Genomic DNA, 24,012 nt, shown 5'->3' on the forward strand with positions numbered 1-24,012 from the left:
GGATGCACCTATTTTTTTGAAACCTATCATAGCAGGTTGTCACACAGTGAAAATTACAGAGTCTGCATTTGCAGGGTCACTGGAATCCAGTGACCTGCTGGTTCAAATTGAACCGAGTAGTGAGGGTGGTCTTTTTATAGACCTTGAGAGTTCTGTAGAGAAACAGTTTGGTCAGGCTATTCGCAAAACCGCACTGGACGCTCTGGAAAAAATGGGGGTCACGTCTGCCCGACTGACACTGCAGGACAAAGGCGCTCTTGATGGCGTTATACGAGCCCGTATTCAGGCAGCCGTGCTACGCTCCACCGGTGAAGAAACTATTGACTGGAGTCGTCTGTAATGAGTGAATCCATGCAACTGCGCAGAAGCATGCTGTTTGTTCCCGGGCATAATGCCGCCATGCTGGCAACAGCGCATATCTACAAACCAGATACCATTATGTTCGATCTGGAAGACTCTGTTGCACTTCGGGAGAAAGACACCACCCGCCTGATGGTGTTCCATGCCCTTCAGAACCCGCTTTATAAAGACATTGAAACAACGGTTCGCGTTAACCCTCTCTACACGCCCTACGGTCATAAAGATATTGAAGCGGTGGTTCGTGCCGGTGTTGACGTTGTCCGTTTGCCGATGGTGTCCACCGTCGAGCAGGTACTTGAGGGCGACCGGCTGATTACCGAGATAGAACAGTCCTGTGGCCGTGTCGTTGGCAGCACGAAACTGATGGCCGCCATTGAGTCGGCAGCGGGCATCGCCAATGTTTTTGAAATAGCGAAATGCTGTCCCCGCCTGATGGGCATTGCCCTGGCTGCGGAAGACTATGTCACCGATCTGAAAACCACCCGCTCAGCTTCTGGCGAAGAACTGTTTCTTGCCCGCAGCCGTATTGTTGTGGCGGCGCGTGCCGCCGGCATTGCCTGTTACGATGCGGTGCACTCAGACGTGAATGATGAAGAAGGCTTTATTACCCAGGCCCGGCTGGCGAAACAGATGGGCTTTGACGGCAAGAGCCTGGTCAACCCACGCCAGATCGATCTGCTTCACGGTGTCTACGCACCAACAGAAGACGAAGTCGACCACGCCATTACCATTGTTGAAGCAGCTACCGAAGCGGCAAACAGAGGCATTGGTGTGGTCTCGCTGAATGGGAAGATGGTAGACGGCCCCATTATTACTCGTGCCGAGCGCACGATCGCATTAGCCAGAGCCTGTGGAATGAAAGTGGAGCTGTAAGGGATATGAACAAGAATTCTATTGGCCGTGAAATACCGGTATCAGGCGTTGAGCTGTTTGGCGGGCCTTTCCAGAAAACCCCCTACCTGCCCCGTGAAAGTGGCATTCCGTCCCATAACCGCAATGGCAAGATTGTTGATTCCCTGGAACAGGCGATCATTAACAGCGGCCTTAAGGATGGGATGACCATCTCCTTCCACCACCATTTCCGTGGCGGTGACAAGGTGCTTAACAAGGTCATGGCAATCATTGCCGATATGGGCATAAAAGACCTGACCATTGCGCCGAGTTCTTTGCTTGATCACCATTCGCCGGTTATTGAGCATATAAAAAACGGTGTCATTAGCAAAATATACACCTCCGGCATGCGTGGTGAGATTGGTCAGTTCATCTCTGAAGGCGGGATGGAAGAACCGGTCATCATCCACTCCCACGGTGGCCGGGCGCGAATGATTGAGTCCGGTGAGCTGACCATTGACGTGGCTTTTCTTGGTGCGTCAACATCCGATATTTTTGGCAACGCCAACGGCCAGAGTGGCAAGACCCGCTGCGGTTCCCTCGGCTACGCCAAGGTGGATTCCGCCCACGCCACTCACACCATTCTGCTGACCGAGCAGATCACGGGTTTTCCAAACATCCCCAACAGCATTCCCCAGGATCACGTGAACAGCATTGTGGTTCTGGATGAAATTGGCGATTCATCCAAAATCAGTCAGGGCGCGGTGCGGATGACCAAAAACCCTCAGGAATTGCTTATTGCCCGACAGACTGCCCAGGTCATTGAACACTCCGGCTTTTTCAAGGACGGCTTTTCATTCCAGACCGGTTCCGGTGGCTCATCACTGGCTGTCGCCCGTTTCCTGAAAGACATTATGGATCGCCATAACGTTAAAGGCGGCGTGGCGCTGGGTGGCATCACCACCCCACTGGTTCAGCTTCATGAGGAAGGTTATTTCCCCAAGCTGATGGATACCCAGTCTTTTGACGGTGGCGCGGTGGAGTCCATTGCCCGCAACCCGGATCATCTGGAAATTTCCGCCTCCCAATACGCCAGCCTGCACACCGGAAGCTGCTCCGTGAATATGCTGGACTTTGTGGTGCTGAGCGCCCTGGAAGTAGATACCGACTTCAATGTTAATGTTATGACCGGCTCCGACGGTGTGCTCCGGGGAGCTTCCGGCGGGCATTGCGATACAGCGGCGGGAGCCAATGTCACCATTCTGGTGATGCCACTGGTGCGTGGGCGCATCCCCTGTGTGGTGGATGCCGTTAACACCGTGGTGACACCCGGTTCTACCGTCGATGTGCTGGTCACAGACCAGGGCATTGCCGTGAATCCGGCCCGAAAAGAATTACAGGAGCGACTGCTGGCGGCAGGCTTACCCGTGGTCAGCATTGAGTACCTGCACGAGCGAGCCATCAGCATTACCGGCAAGCCTCAGCCTATCGACTATAACGACCGGGTTGTCGCCCTGGTTCAATACCGTGACGGCACCATTATCGACGTGGTTCGTCAGGTGGCTTCCTGAGTGTGCGGCCAGTGACCATGAGCAGGGTAACACTTCAGGATATGCTTCAGGCACGGGACTGGCGGCGTGAGCAGCAACAGCGAATGTTAAAGCAGCACGGCGGCTCTCTGATCTCCTTCACCATCAATATGCCCGGTGACGTGAAAGACTGTTATGCCAGCCGGGTTGCCTTTGAGCAGGGGCTGAAAGCAGTGCAGACGCTGTTGGGCAAAAAAGACTGGCAGTGCCTGGATACCCTGACGGAGCGAAAAGCCACAGGGCCATTGGCACTGATGGCTTTGGCACAGCCGGATACGACAGTGGTCAAGCAAGCAATGATCGAACTGGAAAATGAACACCCGCTGGGGAGACTGTTTGATCTTGATGTCCTTGACCGGGACGGACGAATTCTTTCCCGGAAAGAATTTGGAGCCCCGGTGCGTAAATGCCTTCTGTGTCATCTTGATGCGGTTATCTGTGCCCGTTCACAACAGCATGATATTCAGCAGCTGCGTACGCATATCCATGAGTTGGTTATGTCACAACAAACGACTGTTGACGAATAATTAACTGTCTCGCCTTTCCTGGAAAATTCAGGAAAGGCGAGCTTTCCAAGTAGCCTCTCATGATCGAATCCCTTCTTGAAAAACCTTCAGAAAACTACTGTTCTGACCTATCTGACCCGGTGCAGTTTATTGCCGGACTAGCCCATGAAGCGATGCTGCTGGAAGTATTGACCACGCCAAAACCCGGGCTGGTTGACCAGGCCAATAGTGGTTCACATAAGGATATGAACCTCTCAACGTTTATTGACAGCGCCGGGGCTATTCAGCCATGGCTTAATCATTTTGTGTCGGCTGGAATGAAAACTGCCCATGCACCGGCAGAAACAGTGCTTGCCAGTATCAGACCTCAGGGTATCGCCTGTGAGCAGGCCATGTTTAGTGCCACAAACGGGGTTAACACCCACAAGGGCATGATTTTTTCCATGGCTATCGTCCTTGCAGCAGCGGGTCGACAGCTGACACTGGAAGGGAAAGAAGGGCTGAACAGTGAAAAACTCTGTGGTCAGGTCGCCGCAATGACAACGGGGCTGGTTGAAAGAGAACTGTCGTCTGTCCTGAAACCCCGGACTGCCGGTGAACGTTTGTTCCAACAGTTCGGGCTTACCGGCATCCGGGGAGAAGTGGAGTCCGGCTTTGCAACCGTTCGACAGCACGCCCTGCCGGTACTAACTTCTCTGCTAAAAAACGGCCCTCAAAATATTGCACTGCTACAGACCCTACTGCACCTGATGGCCCACAACAACGACACCAATATCGTTTCCCGTGGGGGAATGCTGGCTTTGAAATACACTCAGAACCGGGCTCGCTCTTTGCTGAAAGAAGGGGGCGTGTTGACAGACAATGGCTTGACCAGCTTGCACGCGTTTGACCGGGATATGATCGCCAGAAACCTGAGCCCTGGTGGCAGTGCCGACCTTCTGGCCCTGACGTGGCTGATGCACAGGCTTGAAACGGTCAGTATTCCTCTGTTTGAAGCCTGAAGGATTTATGTTCTTCAGTGATGCAAGATGCTTTGTCGACTTTCAGTCCATAAGTTCATGCCTGTGCCAGGTGTAACCAAGGCGCTCCAACGGAGCGCCTAACGGTAGGCGTTGAACTTAAGGTTATGCACCCAGTACCCAAAATTAATCCGAAAGATAAATTTAAGGCTGAATTTTGCAAAATATCTTCAAATAATCATGCTAAATAATGATATGACTGTATTTTTAGCCTATGATACAGTCATTGAACATTACATTGGAAAAGCTATGATTGTTGAACTGTTCGTAGAGAACTACAAATCAATCAAACAACGCCAATCTCTCAACCTGACAAAGATGACTGGTGAAGAGTTATCTGATAATGCTTTTGAGCTTAACGCTCCAAACAACCTGTGTCTGTTAAGGTCAGCAGCAATTTATGGGGCGAATGCGGCTGGAAAGTCAAATTTCATCTCAGCTCTAGGCACAATGCAGATGATCGTGAAAGAATCTGCAAAAGAATCCCAAAGAGGCGACAAGCTTCCTGTTGTTCCTTTTCGCTTAGCAAATGATTCCATTAAAGAGCCAACAGAGTTTGAAATCGTTTTTATTGCCGAAGGTGTCAAATACCAATACGGTTTTTCCTTAACTGAGAGTCAAATTAAAGAAGAATGGCTTTTTGCCTCTCCAAAAGGCAGAGCTCAACGTTGGTTTATCAGAGCATATGATGAAGAAACACAACAGTATGCCTGGGATTTTTCATCACACTTTCTAGGTAAAAAACAGCTTTGGAGAGAGGCTACAAAATCTAATTCACTTTTCTTGTCTACTGCTGTTATGTTGAATAGCGAACAGCTAAAACCAGTCTTTGACTGGTTTGATAACACCCTAAAAGTTACAAACATTGGTGGCTGGGAACCAGGTTATACTGCACAACTATGCAGTGAAAGTAAAACAAAGAATGAAGTCTTAAGTTTTTTAAAATCAGCTGATCTTGATATTAGTGACATTCACTTAGAGTTAAAGAGGATTGATAAGAATTCTCTTCCTGATGCTATGTCAGAAGAATTTAAAGATAAAATCCTGAAAGACCTTAAGGATAAAGAGATTATTGATATTAAAACCATCCATAAAAATTCTGCAGGTGAAGATGTATTATTTGACTTAAGTGAAGAATCCGATGGCACCAGAAAACTATTTGCTTTTGCTGGGCCCTGGATTGACAGTCTGAAAAATGGCAGGGTCTTATTCATTGATGAATTACACGATAGCCTGCATCCTAATATGGTTAAGTTTCTAATCAAGTTATTCAATGATAAAAATACTAACCAAAATAATGCCCAGCTTGTATTTACCACACATGAAACCTCAGTTCTGGACCAGCGTGTATTCAGAAGAGATCAAATTTGGTTTTGTAGCAAAGATAAGGATCAATCAACAGATATTTACCCTCTAACCGACTTCAGTCCGAGAAAAGGTGTGGACAACCTCGAAAAAGCATACTTATCTGGCCGCTATGGCGCACTGCCACTTGTTAGTAATTTTGAGTTTCTGGGTTCTAAGGGAAGCAGCAGAACATAATATACCGCTGTTGGCTTTTGGCGGTTGGCTGTATGAGCAGCTAATAGCCAAAAGCCAACAGCCAAAAGCCCGGTAAGTTATTGAATGCTGCGCCCCTAATGATGGGCAGTGAAGATTTGTTTCACAAAAGAAAGGCGAGAAAGTCAACAGACAACAAGAGAAAAAAGGCCAGGAGACAGCCTTATGATAAAGTTTTGATTGTTTGTGAAGGTCAGAAGACAGAGCCTGTTTACTTTGAAGAAGTCAGGCTCATTCATGAGCTTGATTCAGCCAATATCGAAATTGATGGTACTTGTGGTTCTAGCCCTATGAGCGTAGTGAATCATGCACATGCCTTATATCTTAAGGAGTTATCATCAGGAGATAGCTATAACAAAGTTTTTTGTGTTTTTGATAGAGACAGACATTCCACCTTTCATAAAGCAGTAAAGCTTGTGGAAACTATAAACCAGGAGCTTGCTGCAGAAGGCTTGAGCGATCAGGTTAAATTCAAAGCAATAACATCAAATCCATCTTTTGAGTATTGGTTTTTACTTCACTATAACCCAACAACAAAACCATACGCTCCTATTCAAGGAAAAAGTGTTGGGGATCAGGCGATTGATGATCTGAGACAATTTATACCGGACTACAGGAAAACTCAGAAAGGCTTATATCAAAAATCAATCGACGAAAATACGCTGAGCTCAGCTATTGCGAATTCAAAAAGGATATTTGAATCTGCAAACAGATCGGATGACTCAGATTCGTGTACAAATGTTCATGAGCTGGTTCTGTATTTGCGCAGCATGAAAGACGCATAACCGGCTCTTTTCCACTTAGGGAAGCAGCAGAACATAATATACCGCTGTTGGCTGTTGGCTGTTGGCTGTTGGCTGTTGGCTTTTGGCTTTTGGCGGTTGGCTGTATGAGCAGCTAATAGCCAAAAGCCAACAGCCCGGTAAGTTATTGAATGCTGCGCCCCTTAGGGGAACGGAAGGTTAGAATATACCGCTGTTGGCTATTAGCTTTTGGTGGTTGGCTGTCTGAGCAGCTAATAGCCAACCGCCAAAAGCCCGGTAAGACATTGAATGCTGCGCCCCTTAAAGGTTGAAAGTATACTTATGGCATGAACGTTCCGATAAAAACCTGATTTTGGCTTAAAAAAGAGTCGAGAATCTGCATTTTAAGCATGAGATCAGCATAATAAAGTCGCTACTTATGCTGAGAATATGATTTTTTCGGTACATTTTAGCCTTCAACCCTTAAGTGGAAAAGAGCCCGCATAACCAATGATTCCAGTTCGTTCACCGAATCACCCTCTGCGACTGAAGCAGTTGCCAGCAGCCCGTTGAGCAAATATTGACCGATCTCATGGTTTGCTCAGCATAAGCACTATATGATCACCGATACCATGAACTCTTATAAAACGTGAACGGCCTTGTTTGACAAGATTAAACCCATACTGAACTGGTTTTCGGGCTCAAAGTTTCAGTACCGTATCTTTCTTATCCTTCTGTTAACCAGTCTGTTTGAAATTGTCACGGTCAGTCAGGGAGCCTCGTCTCTGATAGACGACATCATTGCAGAACAGGTCAGCCATAAGGCATTGAGTCAGGCAAAAATAATAGCCCGTATTCCCCTGATCAAGAGGGCGCTTCAGGAACAATCTCCGGAGTTAATTCAAGACCTGATGCGTGACGTTCAACGCTCTTCAGACACCGCTTTTATTGTTGTTGGTGATTTACACAGTGTACGATACTTTCACCCAAGCCCTGATAAAGTTGGCCTGACCATGACAGGCGGTGACAATAACTGGGAACAGTTACGCCTTGGACAACCCTATAGCTCGATCAGTACCGGCAGTATGGGGCTTTCGGTCCGGGGGAAAGCCCCGGTGATGGATGAACAGGGTCGTCTGGTGGGCATTGTCTCGGTGGGGTATATGGTGAGCCAGATCGACAGTCGTATTGCCTCAGATGCTGCCCCTGTTATTTACCTGACTTTCTTTATTGTGCTACTGGCGCTCTTTATCGCGTTTGTTCTCTCATGCTATCTGAAAAAGCAGCTTCTGGGCATGGAGCCCGAGAGTATTGCAAGACAGCTGCAGGAACGTACCGCAATCATGCGGTCACTCTATGAAGGCTTTGTGGCTGTAGACGACAAAGGTATTATTACTGCTGCCAACCCATCGGCCCGGGAAGCCCTGTCCCAGGGTGAAACCCCGCTGCGGGGGAGGAATATCCGTGAGTTCCCGCAATTCATGGCGCTGGTACAACAGGAAGAACTCTGTCAGGAAAAAGACCTGCATATTACCGTCGACGATACCATGCTCATTTGCAACGCCACACGCTACGGAACCCCCGGCACTCCTTACGGAACGGTGATCAGCTTCCGCAAACAGGAAGATATTGAATTACTGACCCAGCAGCTGTCACAGGTCAGGCAATATGTAGAAACCCTCAGAGTGCAGGCTCACGAGTACGCCAACAAGCTCTCTGTCATTGGCGGCATGATTTATATGCAAGATTATGACCGGGCACTTTCCTATATAGAAAGCCAGAGTCGTTCACACCAGCAAACCATTGATTTTATGAATCAGAACATCTTTTTCCCTAAACTTCGGGGGTTGCTGATGGGCAAGTACCATCAGGCCCAGGAGCTGGGAATAGAGTTTATTATGGACGACGGCTGTTGTCTTAATAAGCTACCAGAGACGACGACCGAGGAACAGGTAATTGCCATTGTGGGTAATTTACTCAGTAATGCTTTCGAGGCAGTACAACGCCATATCACCGGAGAAAGACAGGTAACGCTTCTTATTACGGATGTAGGTGACGATCTTGTTATAGAGGTCGAGGATAACGGCCCGGGCATACCGGATGATAAAATCCCTGACATTATCCGCAAAGGCGTGACGTCCAAAAAGGGAGTAAACCATGGTGTCGGGCTGTTCCTTGTCAACAGCATTATCAATCAGGCCAATGGTCACTTACTGTTTGAACCGGCACAGCCATCAGGGGTCATTGTCACTGCCGTTATTCCGGGGCATCCAACCCGTTGTCGGAATGGCTCTGAACCTACAGTTTCTTACTAATAAAGTTTTTCTATGGAACGTATTAACACTCTTATCGTTGAAGATGACCTGAATATTGCGCGGCTGAACAGTTTTTGTGTAGAACAGATGTTCCGCTTTAAAGAGGTGGGGATTGCATCCAATACAGAGGAGGCCAGAAATATGATTAACATATTGAAGCCTGATCTGGTTCTGCTGGATAACTACCTGCCCGATGGCCTTGGCATTGACCTGGTCAAAGAGCTGGGCAGTAAGGACGAAAAACCCGACATCATTCTCATCACCGCCGCGCGGGACGTAGAAACCATTCAGGCAGCTATGCGCAATGGCGTCTTTGATTACGTTATCAAGCCCATCGCCTACAGCCGCCTGCAGGAGTCTTTGCAGCGATATCTTGATTTCAAGCTTGCCAAGGGTGAGACAACCCTGACCCAGAATGCGATTGATAATCTGTTTGGCCATACCTCCCACAGCAACACGGGTAAGGAGTACCCCAAAGGTATTGACCCTATCTCACTGGAGAAGGTTCGACAGGCGCTGGACAACAGTGAGACGTTCTCAGCGACCCAGCTAAGTCAGTTGATTGGTGTCAGTCGAACCACTGCCCGTCGCTATCTCGAATATTCTGTCAGTGTTGGTATGGCGACAGTAGCGGTTTCTCATGGTCAGGTAGGAAGGCCGGAAAGGCTGTATAAAAAAGCCCGGAGGCAATAACAGCTCTGCCCCGTCACCAGAGCCCGGCAAGGGGAGTGGTGACAGGGCAGAAAAAGTCAGGCAGAACGGCACGGCTTCTGCCGATCAGGCCAGAATACCAAAGGCGATAGAAGCAATAACAAGAACAATTCCGCCGCCGAGACGTGATGAAATCTGGGCATAGGAGATCAGGTGCATTCGTTTGGCTGCGGCCATCACTTCCAGGTCGCCGGAGCCACCACGGTTAGCCATACACAAACCGGCGGTAATAGCGGTTTCAATCTCATAGAAACCAGCCACTCGCCCGCCCAATGCACCTCCGATAACAGCACCCAGTACAATCATGGTTGCCATGATAATGTTGGTCAGGGAAATCGCCGCAATGATTTCGCCAAGATCGGTATAAGCAACACCCACACCCACCATCAGAACCCAAAGCATCTGCTTACTGAAAAACTGGGACATTTTCTGGGCACCGATTTTCAGTTCCACAGGAACAATGCCAGACATATTCATCACCGCCACAACGATAACCATGTAAGCGTACCGGTGAATACTGACACCCGCCAAAGACGGTACTATTTGGGACAGGATATGACCAAGGGTATAAGCCGTACAAGCCAGCAGCAAACCAACAGCGAGATCCCTTGGGGTAATTTTACGACTAGGCTTGTCGTCTTCAGGAATCTTGAACTTACCCTTGCGAACCAGCTCGCCCTCACCGGTCAGGTTTGAGTACTTTTTACCCAGACGGTCCAGAATGGAAGCAGCAGCAATAGCAATGATATTGGCAATTGTCAGAATGGAAATCGCTACGGAGTAGTAAGCTTCGGCAGAATTTCCGGTGGCCTGCTGATAAATCTCTGCCAGCGGAACAGCGCCAGCACCATTGCCTCCCCCCATAATGGGCAGGACATACAGCATAATAGTTTCACTGGGTGAAATGCCGAACATCATTCCGCAGGCAATCCCCAGAACGGCAGCACCGGTAACGGCAAACAAAATGGAAGGAATATACCCAATCAGAGAACGACGGAGCAAAACGCGGTTTACCGACAAAATACTGCCCGTAATCAATACGGCAATGAACAGGTCAATAAACTTATAGTTTTTGATGAAGTCCGTAATCACCGCCACTTCGCGCTCTGACATCAGGCCAGCGTACACAAGCCAGGCCGTACCCAGAAAAATCAATACCGGGGCGCCACCAATGTAGCGGTTCCAGAAAGGAAGCCGCTTGCCAATCTCCCCAAACACGGCCCCGATGACAAAACTGATTGACAGGCCGCCGGCCAACCCGCCAGGCAGGACATCAAAAGCATGCGCCACAAGAATGACCGTAGCAGCTACGGCAAACAGGTGAATGGACATCCCGAACACTTCAAGGTTCATCAGTTTATCGGGTAAGGACTCTCGGGACGCAGCGTGAAGATGCTGATTGGTTTGTGTACTCATTAGAATTCGACCACTAATTATCAATTATGCGGCATTCATCCTAAAGAAAAAAAATCAGCGCTTATTGATAGATGTCAACGATAAAACAGGCACAAAATAGGCTCATTGAACACAATGAATTAAATTAAAAAATATTATTTAAAAAAATAAGGCGCTACCGACTGATGGCAACGCCTTTACGTTCTTAAAGAAAGCTTATTAGGCTGGATTCAAAAAATTTACAATTCTTCCGCGCTTTCAGACAGATAGCTGGCTACGCCGTCAGGTGAAGCGTTCATCCCCTTGTCGCCCTTATTCCAGCCAGCGGGGCACACTTCACCGTGCTCTTCATGGAACTGAAGTGCATCAACCAGGCGGATCAGTTCGTCCATATTACGACCCAGTGGCAGGTCATTAATGATCTGAGAACGTACAACACCTTTGTCGTCAATCAGGAAAGCACCACGGAAAGCCACACCGCCTTCGGACTCAACATCGTAGTCCTTGCAGATCTGATGAGTCATATCCGCAGCCAGGGTATACTTCACCGGACCAATACCGCCTTCGTTAACAGGCGTATTGCGCCAGGCGTTGTGAGTAAAGTGAGAGTCGATAGAAACACCAATCACTTCAACTTTACGTTCTTTGAATGCGTCTATACGATGATCCAGGGCAATCAGCTCCGATGGACAAACGAAAGTAAAGTCCAGCGGGTAGAAGAACAGAATACCGTATTTTCCACGAATGGCTTCCGAGAGGGAAAATTCATCAACGATAGTACCATCACCCAGAACCGCTGGAACGGTAAAATCAGGAGCCTTCTTGCCTACCAGTACGCCCATTTATTCATCTCCGGTTAGTTAATAATGTTCAACAACACGCAGATTCAACCTGTCCGCATTAGCTGATACGTCCGCCTTGGCTGATACGTCTGCGTTGGCTGATACGTCTGCGTTGGCTGATACGTCTGCGTTGGCTGATACAGAGCCTCAATGCTCTGAAGCCGTTGCCAATCATACACGGCATGAGTATTCCTGCCTACTCGCACAGTAAAAATAACCACAAACCCTACCATCCATTGACACAACTCATGCCGGACATAGGGATTATTTACCCGGCAACCACAAAAATGCACCTATACTTCTGTTCCTGAAAGGCAAATACAGGGCAAGGCTATGTCACAGCCAGAAAAGCTCTACCACAAAATGGCACACCGGGCAGGTGTGGCATTCTCCGTTACCAACCCGCTGATTGACCACTGGCTGGGCAGTTGGAACCATAGCAACCCCTTGCTGGATATTGGTTGTGGCAACTGTCACAACAGCCTGGTAGCCATTAACAATGGTGCCAGAGTCTATGCCACCGAGATTGACGAGGGCAGCCTGCAATTGCTTCAGCAGGCGCATCATGACAAAGCCGAACTGCTCAGCTTTCACCTGGCTAAACTACCTGACAACATGCCCCTGCCTGACCATTATTTTTCAGGCGTACTCTGCTCGGAAGTCTTCCACTTTCTAAACCACGAAGAGACCCTTGCTGCAATACAACAACTTCGACGTTTATTAATTCCCGGCGGGAAGGTTGTATTAACCTGTGGCTGTGAAGACTCCCAAATGTTTAAAAAAGTTAACCTGAAAGGAATAAAAGTCGCACAGCGGAAAAAACACCCTGACCGCCTTGACCCTGTTGATGATATTCTCAGTCTCATTGACCAGGCGTTGGATCATTACGAACCTGATCCTAAAGCCAGAGAATTAAGAGACTTAGCCTACTCAATAATGCCCAGAAGCTATTTCAATTTTTTTAATCCCGACCAGCTGGCTCATGCTTTTTCTGATGCGGGTTTCAGTATTGATCTGGTCACAACAGGCCCGGCACTTCATTATCCTGCACTGGAGCATGGAGATCACGATCAGGTAAGACTCGTGGCTGGTAAACTTTAAAATCGTTTTAAATTAAGCTCTGAATTAATTACTGCCTTAATTCAAAACACCAAATACAAATGATAAATATTATTGTTATCTTTCAACAAGATAGCATTGAAAAATAGTTTTTGACAGATGGCAATGTCACATCATACTTGATAAGCGTACGGGCAACCGTTTTCTATTTTTCCTCTAACGGATATCCATCATGACTGGTGACCAAACTGTTATCGAACACCTTAACAAGGCGTTGATGAATGAACTGACAGCCATTAACCAGTATTACCTGCATTCCAGCATGCTGAAAAACTGGGGCGTTAAAAAGCTGGGCAAAGAGGTCTATAAAGAATCCATTGAAGAAATGTGGCATGCCGACTGGCTAATAGAACGAATATTATTTCTGGAAGGGATGCCGGACTTTAAAAATCTGGACAAACCCATTCTCTCTAATTCGGTTCAGGGCATTCTTGAGTCGGACATGCAACAGGAAAAGAAAGCCATACCGGTTTTAAAGGACGGCATTAAGTACTGTGAGAAAATTGGGGATTTTGGTTCAAGGCAACTGCTGGAAAAAATACTGGCGGCTGAAGAGGAACACATGGATAACCTGGAAGTACACTTGCACCAGATCAAAATACTGGGCATGGAAAACTATCTGCTTTCTCAAAGCGCTGGCGAGTGACCCTGCCGCCCCCCCACTCAACAGGTTGGACTGCATCAACGAAACAGTCCAACCCCGGAGCGGTCTGTAAAGATTATTCGCTTTTGCCAGCCGCCTCGGAAATCAGTTTCTGCAGGTCGCCACTGTTATACATATCAATCAGAATGTCACAGCCGCCAACCAGTTCACCACCTACCCACAACTGAGGGAAGGTTGGCCAGTTAGCGTATTTTGGCAGGTTAGCGCGAATTTCAGGGTTTGCCAGAACGTCTACAAAAGCAAACTGTTCACCACAGGCCATCAGTAACTGAACAGCCTTGGACGAAAAGCCGCACTGAGGCAGTTTAGGGGAGCCCTTCATATAAAGCAGAATGTTGTGAGTTTTGATTTGTTCCTGAAAGTCTTCGAGTTCAAATGCCATTAGAACAGCCTGTATTTTAATAGAAATAAGTCTGGAGCATCATAGCAAAGGTATAACCCGACGGACACTGAGTTATGCAACATTAAAGTAAGCTTCAGGCCGATTAGTCTTCCTCTCCCAGGTGCTGCACCTTGGGAATATTGACACGTAAGCCAGAGATTCGCGTGTTGTGTGCGGGATGAGTACTCATAAACTCGGGCGGGCTACCGCCACCCGCCCCTGACATTTTTTCCCAGAGCGTCACCGCTGCATGGGGGTCATAGCCAGCCCTTGCCATCAGTTCCAGGCCAATCAGGTCTGCCTCCACTTCATTGGTTCTGCTGTTTGGCAGAGTCATACCGTAATTCACCACGACATCAGCCATCTGCATCACGCTCCGGCCTGCTCCCAGCAAGGCGGCAGCCGCACTGAACCCCAGTTGCTGCACATAGGCATGGGACATGGCTTCCCGACCGTGTTCACGCAGGGCATGAGCCATTTCATGCCCCATAATCGCGGCAATCTCATCATCAGTCAGCTTTAATTCATCCAGAATGCCGGTGTAAAACATAATCTTACCTCCCGGCATACAGTAAGCGTTCAGCTGTTGACTGGTTAGCAGATTAACTTCCCAGTCCCAGTGCAGGGCATCCATCCGAAACACCCCCACCTGCTTCACCAGCCGGTCGGCAATCGCCCGCAGTTGTTTCAGCTGTTTATGATTCTGGTTAAGCGTACCGTCCTTCTTTCCTTTTGCCAGCGCTTTACGGTAAGCCTCGGCAGCCATCTGATTCACTTCTCTTTCAGAAAGCATGGTCACCATTTGCTGCTGTCTCTGAACACCAATGGTGCCGGATGAGGTCGTAGAAACAGACTGGCACCCGGCCAGCGTTATTGCGGCTCCCACAGCAACCGCCCTGAAAAATGTCTTCATCATTAATTTTCCAAACAGCAATAAGGGAAGTAGCAAACCAGAATTTACAAGCTTACCGCCATTCCCATGCAGATGGTAACCCTCCAAAAACAGTATTCCCGCTTTCGCGGCTGTCATCATTTAACGTCCGGAATTTACAGGGCTTATTTGGGGTCATATTGGAAGAAACGATCATTTGACGCAAACCTAAATGATAACTATTTTTATTTGGTTCTTTCCACGTTGCTTCTGTGCAGAAAATCGTTACTGAATAAGGCTTTACATTGTTCATTGACAGAAGCCTGATCATATTCAGTGCTTCCGTTCCGGAATAAAAATATTAAAGATCATTACTATGCAACAATTGACGTATAGAAAAATCATTATGAAATATTTTCAATACCTGCTCTATTTCATTCTAATAACCAGCTCCTATTCTCACGCCATACCAGTATGCGACAAAAACAAACTGTACAGTTTTTGCTCAAATAAAGTTGAAGACGCGCACCTTCTAACAAAGGCCGAAATGGTCGATGCTATCGTTGAGACGCTTGAACAGATCACAGCAAAATCACCTCAGACTATCGACCGCTGCGTCATTATAACACCACGTAAAGATACTGATCTCAGTGAAATAATAAGCCAATATAATGCTGACAAAACACAGGAAGCCATTAAAAATACCGCCTTTATTCTTGTGGGGCCAGGCATAAAATCGGAACCCATACATGATGGAGAAAACTGCGCTTCAAAAAACTATGTAGTGGCAGGAGGAGAAGGGCAGGAATCCATATTACCCAAGGACTGGCAAGAAGAGTTTTATGCGAAGGATAAGGTACAACTACAAGCAGGTCAGAAGTTAATAGGAGTTCCAGTTTACAAACACACGGCTTCGCTGGCAGAAGGCTACTATGTTGGTTTAAAGCGAATAATAGACATCAAGCAAGTATGCCGCCTAGGATACGATTATAGAGCCAAAGGTGTCCCCCAACAAAAGGGCGAGCTGATTTACTTTAACGGCGCTGGAACTTTAGTTACTGGTATAACAACAGTTTCAACCCAGACTAATAGTTTTAAAGGATATATGCGGCTAAGACACTGCTACCGCTCAAATTCACAAACGTGGTCCGATCGCTACGATTTTCCATCTGATAGATTCCATACCGGGAGCCTTGCAGGAGAGGTTAGCCTGAATTCAAATAATACTCCTGAGACAGGCAACCTGGTGACAGTCTACCGGAATCAGTTCTTTCAACTAAGGGAACCTGCGGTTCAGATATCCCTCACTGAGGACTCACAAGAAGTAGACTCAAGTTTATTTAACAATAGAACAGTGGTTGATTTTTCAGATAATGAGATATACGCCTGCTTAAGCGGGGAAGTGAAAAAAGCCGTCGATATTAACGTCAACTTTCAGGATACCTCTGGAAAACTGCCTGCCCGGGCTCTGGCATTCAACAATAACCAATTAACCGGAACCTTTTCTCAAGCTCTGGATTTAACACTTCCGGAGCATGTTAAAGCCACAATAGCAGACAACCAAATGGTCGCAACCAGTTCAGCAGCCACCATAGGAATCAGTATTGACGGCCCCCAACAAACCAGTGCGCACTGGAAAAAACCACCTGTAATAAGTCTTGTAGACAATACCATAGAAGGCTTCAAGATAGCGTTGTCTCCGTCCGGGAATCAAAAGCTTATCCTGAAGTGGAATAACCTTATGGGCAGTGAGGCGTCTATTGATCGACGAAACGAACTGACAGTGCCCCTGGAGCTTTCCGGAGACAAAAACAACCAGTTTAAACCAGGGAATAACAATCCTTGCGGTGGACTGAAAAATGCCAGAGTCATCGGAGGGTTTGTATTCTCTGATGGAGAAACCAGCTGCCCACCTACCACACAACCATCCAGCACCATGACCTCATCGCCTTCTACGACACCGTTGTCCAGTACAATTAGTTCATCGTCGTCTACAATGCCGTCGTCCAGCGCAATAACACCATCCTCTTCTGCAATGCCGTCATCCAGCGCAATAACACCATCCTCTTCTGCAATGCCGTCGTCTACTACACCGCCGCCTAAATCACCGTCTATCTCTCAATCCACAGCACTCCCCAGACTCATTTCCACAGTTTCCCTTATTAGTAGCCCCGTTGTTACAACAACCTCAGCCGTCAGGCATTCACCTTCTAAACGCAATGGAAGCAGCTCGCAAGAAAAAAAACTGTCACCTGTAAGGTTTAACCCCTTACCCGCCCCCACGGCCAGCACACTGACAAACCTTATGAAAAGCTCACCCTATACCAGGGTAACCAGCAAAACAGTATCTTCAGCTGAAGCCTCTGCAAGCCATGATCAGTCATCGGGCAACAGGTCAAAGGAAAGCTCAAGACGGCTGAAGACGGGGGAAGAAGTAGGGATAGGAGTAGCGGTAACCGTCATTGTCGTATTAGGTATAGGTGCTATAGCCTGTTTTGTTAAACGAAAGATGTCAGCTCAGTCCTCCCTTGAGGAATCACATTCTCTAAAGCTATTAAATCCTGATCTATAACACGCGGAATGCGTTCTGTCTCGACCTGTCAAAGAGACAGAACGTATAAGAGATGATTGTCGATTAATGACTCAATCAGTTTTCCAAAATCCGAACCCGGCAATAAGACGACACTGGTCTCCTCCAACCGGTTCCTCCATTTTCAGCCCGACAGCCCGCAACCTTTTGACCATATACGACGAAATTTGTTTTAACACTGCACGGATTGCCACCAGGCAGGCAGTGCGCCTGACTCTGAAAAAGCCGTAGAGGCTGCATACTGGGTTGGAGCGCTGATAGAAGGGAACCTGGAGCCTGCCAGAAGTATCATGCTCCCACCTTTGGGGCTGTCAGCATTTAACGTCCGGAATTTACAGGGCTTATTTAGGGTCATATTGGAAGAAACGATCATTTGACGCAAACCTAAATGATAACTATTTTTATTTGGTTCTTTCCACGTTACTTCTGTGCAGAAAATCGTTACTGAATAAGGCTTTACATTGTTCATTGACAGAAGCCAGATCATATTCAGTGCTTCCGTTCCGGAATAAAAATATTAAAGATCATTACTATGCAACAATTGACGTATAGAAAAATCATTATGAAATATTATCAATACCTGCTCCATTTCATTCTAATAATCAGCTCCTATTCTCACGCCATACCAGTATGCGACAAGAACAAACTGTACAGTTTTTGCTCAAATAAAGTTGAAGACGCGCACCTTCTAACAAAGACAAAAATGTTCGATGCTATCGTTGAGACGCTTGAACAGATCAAAGCAAAATCACCTCAGACTATCGATCGCTGCGTCATTATAACACCACGTAAAGATACTGATCTCGGTGAAATAATAAGCCAATATAATGCTGACAAAACACAGGAAGCCATTAAAAATACCGCCTTTATTCTTGTGGGGCCAGGCATAAAATCGGAACCCATACATGATGGAGAAAACTGCGCTTCAAAAAAATATGTAGTGGCAGGAAGAGAAGGGCAGGAATCCATATTACCCAAGGACTGGCAAGAAGAGTTTTATGCGGAGGATAAGGTACAACTACAAGCAGGTCAGAAGTTAATAGGAGTTCCAGTTTACAAACACACGGCTTCGCTGGCAAAAGGCTACTATGTTGGTTTAAAGCGAATAATAGACATCAAGCAAGTATGCCGCCCAGGATACGATTATAAAGCCAAAGGTGTCCCCCACCAAAAGGGCGAGCTAATTTACTTTAACGGCGCTGGAACTTTAGTTACTGGTATAACAACAGTTTCAACCCAGACTAATAGTTTTAAAGGATATATGCGGATAAGATACTGCTACTCAAATTCACAAACGTGGTCCGATCGCTACGATTTTCCATCTGATAGATTCCATACCGGGAGCCTTGCAGGAGAGGTTAGCCTGAATTCAAATAATACTCCTGAGACAGGCAACCTGGTGACAGTCTACCGGAATCAGTTCTTTCAACTAAGCGAACCTGCGGTTCAGATATCCCTCACTGAGGACTCACAAGAAGTAGACTCAAGTTTATTTAACAATAGAACAGTGGTTGATTTTTCAGATAATGAGATATACGCCTGCTTAAGCGGGGAAGTGAAAAAAGCCGTCGATATTAACGTCAACTTTCAGGATACCTCTGGAAAACTGCCTGCCCGGGCTCTGGCATTCAACAATAACCAATTAACCGGAACCTTTTCTCAAGCTCTGGATTTAACACTTCCGGAGCATGTTAAAGCCACAATAGCAGACAACCAAATGGTCGCAACCAGTTCAGCAGCCACTATAGGAATCAGTATTGACGGCCCCCAACAAACCAGTGCGCACTGGAAAAAACCACCTGTAATAAATCTTGTAGACAATACCATAGAAGGCTTCAAGATAGCGTTGTCGACGTCCGGGAATCAAAAGCTTACCCTGAAGTGGAATAAACTTATGGGCAGTGAGGCGTCTATTGATCGACGAAACGAACTGACAGTGCCCCTGGAGCTTTCCGGAGACAAAAACAACCAGTTTAAACCAGGGAATAACAACCCTTGCGGTGGACTGAAAAATGCCAGAGTCATCGGAGGGTTTGTATTCTCTGATGGAGAAACCAGCTGCCCACCTACCACACAACCATCCAGCACCATGACCTCATCGCCTTCTACGACACCGTTGTCCAGTACAATTAGTTCATCGTCGTCTACAATGCCGTCGTCCAGCGCAATAACACCATCCTCGCCTGCAATGCCGTCGTCTAGCGCAATAACGCCATCCTCGCCTGCAATGCCGTCGTCTAGCGCAATAACGCCATCCTCGCCTGCAATGCCGTCATCCAGCGCAATAAGTCCATCCTCGCCTGCGATGCCGTCGTCCAGCGCAATAACACCATCCTCGCCTGCAATGCCGTCATCCAGCGCAATAACACCATCCTCGCCTGCAATGCCGTCATCCAGCGCAATAAGTCCATCCTCGCCTGCAATGCCGTCATCCAGCGCAATAACACCGTCTTCGCCTGCAATGCCGTCATCCAGCGCAATAACACCATCCTCGCCTGCGATGCCGTCGTCTAGCGCAATAACACCATCCTCTTCTGCAATGCCGTCATCCAGCGCAATAACACCATCCTCGCCTGCAATGCCGTCATCTAGCGCAATAAGTCCATCCTCGCCTGCGATGCCGTCATCCAGCGCAATAAGTCCATCCTCGCCTGCGATGCCGTCATCCAGCGCAATAACACCATCCTCGCCTGCAATGCCGTCGTCCAGCGCAATAACACCATCCTCGCCTGCAATGCCGTCATCCAGCGCAATAACACCACCCTCGCCTGCAATGCCGTCATCCAGCGCAATAACACCACCCTCGCCTGCAATGCCGTCATCCAGCGCAATAACACCATCCTCGCCTGCAATGCCGTCGTCCAGCGCAATAACACCATCCTCGCCTGCAATGCCGTCATCCAGCGCAATAACACCATCCTCGCCTGCGATGCCGTCATCCAGCGCAATAACACCATCCTCGCCTGCAATGCCGTCATCCAGCGCAATAACACCATCCTCGCCTGCAATGCCGTCATCCAGCGCAATAAGTCCATCCTCGCCTGCAATGCCGTCATCCAGCGCAATAACACCATCCTCGCCTGCAATGCCGTCATCCAGCGCAATAAGTCCATCCTCGCCTGCGATGCCGTCGTCCAGCGCAATAACACCATCCTCGCCTGCGATGCCGTCATCCAGCGCAATAAGTCCATCCTCGCCTGCAATGCCGTCATCCAGCGCAATAACACCACCCTCGCCTGCAATGCCGTCATCCAGCGCAATAACACCATCCTCGCCTGCAATGCCGTCGTCCAGCGCAATAACACCATCCTCGCCTGCAATGCCGTCATCCAGCGCAATAACACCATCCTCGCCTGCGATGCCGTCATCCAGCGCAATAACACCATCCTCGCCTGCAATGCCGTCATCCAGCGCAATAACACCATCCTCGCCTGCAATGCCGTCATCCAGCGCAATAAGTCCATCCTCGCCTGCAATGCCGTCATCCAGCGCAATAACACCATCCTCGCCTGCAATGCCGTCATCCAGCGCAATAACACCATCCTCGCCTGCGATGCCGTCGTCCAGCGCAATAACACCATCCTCGCCTGCGATGCCGTCATCCAGCGCAATAACACCATCCTCGCCTGCAATGCCGTCGTCCAGCGCAATAACACCATCCTCGCCTGCAATGCCGTCATCCAGCGCAATAACACCATCCTCGCCTGCGATGCCGTCATCCAGCGCAATAACACCATCCTCGCCTGCAATGCCGTCATCCAGCGCAATAAGTCCATCCTCGCCTGCAATGCCGTCGTCCAGCGCAATAACACCATCCTCGCCTGCGATGCCGTCGTCCAGCGCAATAACACCATCCTCGCCTGCGATGCCGTCGTCCAGCGCAATAACACCATCCTCGCCTGCAATGCCGTCATCCAGCGCAATAAGTCCATCCTCGCCTGCAATGCCGTCGTCTACTACACCGCCGTCTAAATCACCGTCTATCTCTCAATCCACAGCACTCCCCAGACTCATTTCCACAGTTTCCCTTATTAGTAGCCCCGTTGTTACAACAGCCTCAGCCGTCAGGCATTCACCTTCTAAACGCAATGGAAGCAGCTCGCAAAACAAACTGACACCTGTCGGGCTTGACCCCTTATCCCCCACCACAGCCAGCACATTGACAAACCTTATGAAAAGCTCACCCTAACCATGGCAACCAGTAAAACAGCATCTTCAGCTCAAGCCTCTGCAAGCCATGATCAGGCAACAGGTCAAAGGAAAGCTCAGGAGGGCTGTGGACGGGGGAAGCGGTAGGGATAGGAGTAGCGCATTGTCGCATCAGGTATAGGTGCTATAGCCTGTTTTGTTAAACGAAAGGGGTCAGCTCAGTCTTTCCTTGAGAAATCACATTCTCTAAGGGAAGCAGCATAACATAATATACCGCTGTTGGCTGTTGGCTGTTGGCTGTTGGCTGTTGGCGGTTGGCGTTTGGCTGTACGAGCAGCTAATAGCCAAAAGCCAACAGCCCGGTAAGTTATTGAATGCTGCGCCCCTAAACCTATTAAAAGCTGCTCCATAACGCGCGGAATGCGTTCTGTCTCGACCGGTCAAAGAGACAGAACGCATAAGAGATGATTGTCTATTAATCGCTCAACCAGTTTTCGATTCGATGACAGCCTTGCACGAGTTTTGGGCAATTCGCCTCAACAAACGCCTCTTCAGAAAGACTACTGTCGTTTATTGCATTCAGCGCCCTGTCACCATCAAAATCAACAAATGCCATGCGAGTGTATAACTGACTGTCGTCTAAACCAAAATCCGAACCCGGCAATAAGGCGACACCGGTCTCCTCAAGCAGTTTCTCACAGAGCTGTTTCGATGAAAAAATCCCCTTCTGTTCCAGTTTTGATCGCAGGGCTGCAAAGCTGGTCAGCAGATAAAAACCACCAACCGGCTCCTCCATTTCCAGCCCGACAGCCCGCAACCTTTTGACCATATACGACGAAATTCGTTTTAACACTGCACGGGTTGCCACCAGGTAGGCATCCAGCGCGGCTGACTCAGAAAAAGCCGTACAGGCTGCGTACTGGGTCGGTGCGCTGATAGACGTAAAGGTTTCGCTGGCAATAATGGCCATGGCATCCTGCAAAGGTCTCAACGTATCAGGCAGCAGCATCACTCCCAGCCGCCAGCCTCCGGCACCACACCATTTACTGAGGCCACTGCTGATGACTGTTCCTTCGGGATAATACACAGACATTGACTGATGATTGCCAGCAAAGGTGGTTTCCGCATAAATCTCATCGGCCACCACAATAATGCCGTATTGTCGAGCGACCTCCGCTAACGCCTTCAGACTGTCAGCATCATAACTGCAACCGGTTGGGTTACTGGGGTAATTCAGAATCAAAATGCGGGTTCGTTCAGGTTCCTGCCGACAGAAAGCATCCAGCTCATCCGCCTGAAGCCGCCAGTGGTTTTCCGGTTTGGTGGGCAAGTGAAAAACCTTGCGACCTAACAACTGAGCCTGAGGGGCATAGGAAACCCATGAAGGGGCAGGAATCAAGAGATCACCTTCACAAGCCATCTGCAAATTGAAAATTAATTCCTTGGAACCAGGTCCCACCAGAACATCTTCCGCCTGCCTTGGAATTCCATCCCGGCGCTGGTAATAACGGGCAACCGTTTCACGTAATGAATAAAGACCTTTTACAGGCAGATAATCTTTTTCATGGGCGTGCAACCTTAACGCACTGACGACCACTTCCGGAACCGGGAACGGGGATTGCCCAAGCCCCAGTTTAATGATATCCCGTCCCTGTTGAATCAGGCGATTACTGTCTTCGTTGATTTGCAGTGTGGCTGATGGCTTCAACCCTCGCACATTCCTGTTGAGCTGATCGACTTTAATCATTGTTATTTTTCTGTCCCGTCCCTGTGACACGCAATGCCTCTTCAGGCAGGTATTAATTGATTTAACACCCTATTGATTTGCGAGAACAACTATTTTTTTTACAAGAACTGCGACTTTGCTGGTCTTTGCTACAATAACTCCCAACTTTCAGAATCAGAATAACTACCTATGAAATCAGATCTTAAAATTTTGTTATTACCAATGTTATTGCTTCTATCAGCCTGTGGAAGCCTTTCCAAAACCGATACTAAAGAGATTTATTATCAACTGGAGACCAATCTTCTGATTGACGGCAGACCGCTGCAGCAGCAAAGTATCGAATTACCAGGCTATAAAACCAGAAAGCTCTATTTTCATGATGATGTGATGAATCACACCTATAAAGTGGAATATGCCGTAATGCCGGGAGAGGAAGCACAAACAGTGCTTATCGACACCATGATATCCCGCACGGTTAGAAATATCAGCATTCTGGCTCCTGATAACGAGGAAGCCGGATTTACCTTTAAAGAACCCTCTCCGGAAGTGGAACTAAAGGTCAAAGCCAGACCGCTCCCCCAGAAGTAGAACAGCCCACAGCTAAAAGCACTCCGCCAGCAGCGCTGGCGGAGGCTACGGG

At 48.1% G+C, this 24,012-nt stretch carries 21 protein-coding genes; 13 read left to right on the plus strand and 8 right to left on the minus strand.

The annotated features are described in order from the left end of the window. Positions 1-46: 46 nt before the first annotated feature. The 9 genes from citD (at position 47) to NX720_RS16085 (ending at position 9,616) form a co-directional block, all read left to right on the plus strand. Positions 47-340 (plus strand): citrate lyase acyl carrier protein, encoded by a 294-nt coding sequence (citD, locus tag NX720_RS16045; protein WP_262595854.1) that lies wholly within the window; start codon positions 47-49, stop codon positions 338-340. Continuing rightward, a complete protein-coding gene (gene citE, locus NX720_RS16050; protein ID WP_262595856.1) occupies positions 340-1,233 on the plus strand; it encodes a citrate (pro-3S)-lyase subunit beta in 894 nt (297 codons plus the stop codon). The genes citD and citE overlap by 1 nt, the downstream gene beginning before the upstream one ends. Positions 1,234-1,238: 5 nt before the next feature. Next, the gene (citF, locus tag NX720_RS16055) at positions 1,239-2,762 is read left to right on the plus strand and encodes a citrate lyase subunit alpha (protein WP_262595857.1); all 1,524 of its coding nucleotides are present in this window, start codon (positions 1,239-1,241) and stop codon (positions 2,760-2,762) included. Positions 2,763-2,779: 17 nt separating this feature from the next. Then, positions 2,780-3,307: a citrate lyase holo-[acyl-carrier protein] synthase gene (gene citX / locus NX720_RS16060; protein WP_262595859.1), complete on the plus strand. Its 528-nt coding sequence runs from the start codon at positions 2,780-2,782 to the stop codon at positions 3,305-3,307. Between the two features lie 59 nt (positions 3,308-3,366). Then, complete coding sequence (gene citG, locus NX720_RS16065; protein WP_262595861.1) at positions 3,367-4,287, plus strand: triphosphoribosyl-dephospho-CoA synthase CitG; 921 nt, start codon at positions 3,367-3,369, stop codon at positions 4,285-4,287. A 213-nt stretch (positions 4,288-4,500) separates the two neighbouring features. Beyond that, positions 4,501-5,847: an AAA family ATPase gene (locus tag NX720_RS16070; RefSeq protein WP_262595862.1), complete on the plus strand. Its 1,347-nt coding sequence runs from the start codon at positions 4,501-4,503 to the stop codon at positions 5,845-5,847. A gap of 98 nt (positions 5,848-5,945) precedes the next feature. Then, complete coding sequence (locus NX720_RS16075; protein WP_262595864.1) at positions 5,946-6,650, plus strand: RloB family protein; 705 nt, start codon at positions 5,946-5,948, stop codon at positions 6,648-6,650. Positions 6,651-7,267: 617 nt separating this feature from the next. After that, positions 7,268-8,923, plus strand: a complete 1,656-nt coding sequence (locus NX720_RS16080) for an ATP-binding protein (RefSeq protein WP_262595866.1) — start codon at positions 7,268-7,270, stop codon at positions 8,921-8,923. A 12-nt stretch (positions 8,924-8,935) separates the two neighbouring features. Further along, a complete protein-coding gene (locus NX720_RS16085) occupies positions 8,936-9,616 on the plus strand; it encodes a response regulator (protein ID WP_262595867.1) in 681 nt (226 codons plus the stop codon). 84 nt (positions 9,617-9,700) lie between these two features. Here the strand turns inward: NX720_RS16085 and citS are convergent, their stop codons facing one another. After that, positions 9,701-11,050, minus strand: a complete 1,350-nt coding sequence (gene citS, locus NX720_RS16090; RefSeq protein WP_262595868.1) for a citrate/sodium symporter CitS — start codon at positions 11,048-11,050, stop codon at positions 9,701-9,703. Between the two features lie 218 nt (positions 11,051-11,268). After that, on the minus strand, positions 11,269-11,871 hold the full coding sequence (locus tag NX720_RS16095) for a peroxiredoxin (protein ID WP_262564457.1): 603 nt from the start codon (positions 11,869-11,871) through the stop codon (positions 11,269-11,271). A gap of 333 nt (positions 11,872-12,204) precedes the next feature. Between NX720_RS16095 and NX720_RS16100 the strand changes: the two genes are divergently transcribed. After that, positions 12,205-12,972: a class I SAM-dependent methyltransferase gene (locus tag NX720_RS16100; RefSeq protein ID WP_262595869.1), complete on the plus strand. Its 768-nt coding sequence runs from the start codon at positions 12,205-12,207 to the stop codon at positions 12,970-12,972. A gap of 190 nt (positions 12,973-13,162) precedes the next feature. Continuing rightward, positions 13,163-13,636 carry a bacterioferritin gene (gene bfr / locus NX720_RS16105; RefSeq protein WP_262595870.1) on the plus strand — a complete coding sequence of 158 codons (474 nt, stop codon included), beginning with the start codon at positions 13,163-13,165 and terminating at the stop codon, positions 13,634-13,636. Between the two features lie 73 nt (positions 13,637-13,709). On the opposite strand, the gene grxD is transcribed toward bfr, so the two are convergent. The 3 genes from grxD to NX720_RS16120 form a co-directional block, all read right to left on the minus strand. Beyond that, on the minus strand, positions 13,710-14,036 hold the full coding sequence (gene grxD / locus NX720_RS16110) for a Grx4 family monothiol glutaredoxin (protein ID WP_262595872.1): 327 nt from the start codon (positions 14,034-14,036) through the stop codon (positions 13,710-13,712). Positions 14,037-14,139: 103 nt separating this feature from the next. Next, positions 14,140-14,952 (minus strand): M48 family metalloprotease, encoded by an 813-nt coding sequence (locus NX720_RS16115; RefSeq protein WP_262595873.1) that lies wholly within the window; start codon positions 14,950-14,952, stop codon positions 14,140-14,142. A 49-nt stretch (positions 14,953-15,001) separates the two neighbouring features. Continuing rightward, a complete protein-coding gene (locus NX720_RS16120) occupies positions 15,002-15,220 on the minus strand; it encodes a hypothetical protein (RefSeq protein ID WP_262595875.1) in 219 nt (72 codons plus the stop codon). A gap of 72 nt (positions 15,221-15,292) precedes the next feature. On the opposite strand from NX720_RS16120, the gene NX720_RS16125 reads away from it, so the two are divergent. Further along, the gene (locus NX720_RS16125; RefSeq protein ID WP_262595877.1) at positions 15,293-17,479 is read left to right on the plus strand and encodes a hypothetical protein; all 2,187 of its coding nucleotides are present in this window, start codon (positions 15,293-15,295) and stop codon (positions 17,477-17,479) included. Positions 17,480-19,734: 2,255 nt separating this feature from the next. On the opposite strand, the gene NX720_RS16130 is transcribed toward NX720_RS16125, so the two are convergent. From NX720_RS16130 to NX720_RS16140, 3 genes are all read right to left on the minus strand, one after another. Further along, complete coding sequence (locus tag NX720_RS16130; protein ID WP_262595879.1) at positions 19,735-19,986, minus strand: hypothetical protein; 252 nt, start codon at positions 19,984-19,986, stop codon at positions 19,735-19,737. Positions 19,987-20,085: 99 nt separating this feature from the next. Next, positions 20,086-21,429 carry a hypothetical protein gene (locus NX720_RS16135; protein ID WP_262595880.1) on the minus strand — a complete coding sequence of 448 codons (1,344 nt, stop codon included), beginning with the start codon at positions 21,427-21,429 and terminating at the stop codon, positions 20,086-20,088. A 692-nt stretch (positions 21,430-22,121) separates the two neighbouring features. Next, entirely contained in the window at positions 22,122-23,393 is a 1,272-nt protein-coding gene (locus NX720_RS16140; RefSeq protein WP_262595882.1) for a pyridoxal phosphate-dependent aminotransferase, read from the minus strand. A gap of 168 nt (positions 23,394-23,561) precedes the next feature. Between NX720_RS16140 and NX720_RS16145 the strand changes: the two genes are divergently transcribed. Beyond that, positions 23,562-23,960, plus strand: a complete 399-nt coding sequence (locus NX720_RS16145; RefSeq protein WP_262595884.1) for a hypothetical protein — start codon at positions 23,562-23,564, stop codon at positions 23,958-23,960. Positions 23,961-24,012 lie beyond the last annotated feature (52 nt).

Origin of the sequence: Endozoicomonas euniceicola (genome assembly GCF_025562755.1) — a bacterium.
Classification (GTDB): domain Bacteria; phylum Pseudomonadota; class Gammaproteobacteria; order Pseudomonadales; family Endozoicomonadaceae; genus Endozoicomonas_A; species Endozoicomonas_A euniceicola.

Coding starts and splice junctions, on each gene's coding strand:
- citF (WP_262595857.1), top strand. CDS start 1,239: ATGAACAAGAATTCTATTGGCCGTGAAATACCGGTATCAGGCGTTGAG.
- NX720_RS16115 (WP_262595873.1), bottom strand. CDS start 14,952: ATGATGAAGACATTTTTCAGGGCGGTTGCTGTGGGAGCCGCAATAACG.
- NX720_RS16070 (WP_262595862.1), top strand. CDS start 4,501: ATGACTGTATTTTTAGCCTATGATACAGTCATTGAACATTACATTGGA.
- grxD (WP_262595872.1), bottom strand. CDS start 14,036: ATGGCATTTGAACTCGAAGACTTTCAGGAACAAATCAAAACTCACAAC.
- NX720_RS16140 (WP_262595882.1), bottom strand. CDS start 23,393: ATGATTAAAGTCGATCAGCTCAACAGGAATGTGCGAGGGTTGAAGCCA.
- NX720_RS16145 (WP_262595884.1), top strand. CDS start 23,562: ATGAAATCAGATCTTAAAATTTTGTTATTACCAATGTTATTGCTTCTA.
- bfr (WP_262595870.1), top strand. CDS start 13,163: ATGACTGGTGACCAAACTGTTATCGAACACCTTAACAAGGCGTTGATG.
- NX720_RS16135 (WP_262595880.1), bottom strand. CDS start 21,429: ATGGACTTATTGCGCTGGATGACGGCATTGCAGGCGAGGATGGTGTTA.
- NX720_RS16100 (WP_262595869.1), top strand. CDS start 12,205: ATGTCACAGCCAGAAAAGCTCTACCACAAAATGGCACACCGGGCAGGT.
- NX720_RS16120 (WP_262595875.1), bottom strand. CDS start 15,220: ATGAACAATGTAAAGCCTTATTCAGTAACGATTTTCTGCACAGAAGCA.
- NX720_RS16085 (WP_262595867.1), top strand. CDS start 8,936: ATGGAACGTATTAACACTCTTATCGTTGAAGATGACCTGAATATTGCG.
- NX720_RS16130 (WP_262595879.1), bottom strand. CDS start 19,986: ATGGTGTTATTGCGCTGGATGACGGCATTGCAGGCGAAGACGGTGTTA.
- citG (WP_262595861.1), top strand. CDS start 3,367: ATGATCGAATCCCTTCTTGAAAAACCTTCAGAAAACTACTGTTCTGAC.
- NX720_RS16075 (WP_262595864.1), top strand. CDS start 5,946: ATGATGGGCAGTGAAGATTTGTTTCACAAAAGAAAGGCGAGAAAGTCA.
- citE (WP_262595856.1), top strand. CDS start 340: ATGAGTGAATCCATGCAACTGCGCAGAAGCATGCTGTTTGTTCCCGGG.
- citS (WP_262595868.1), bottom strand. CDS start 11,050: ATGAGTACACAAACCAATCAGCATCTTCACGCTGCGTCCCGAGAGTCC.
- citX (WP_262595859.1), top strand. CDS start 2,780: ATGAGCAGGGTAACACTTCAGGATATGCTTCAGGCACGGGACTGGCGG.
- NX720_RS16095 (WP_262564457.1), bottom strand. CDS start 11,871: ATGGGCGTACTGGTAGGCAAGAAGGCTCCTGATTTTACCGTTCCAGCG.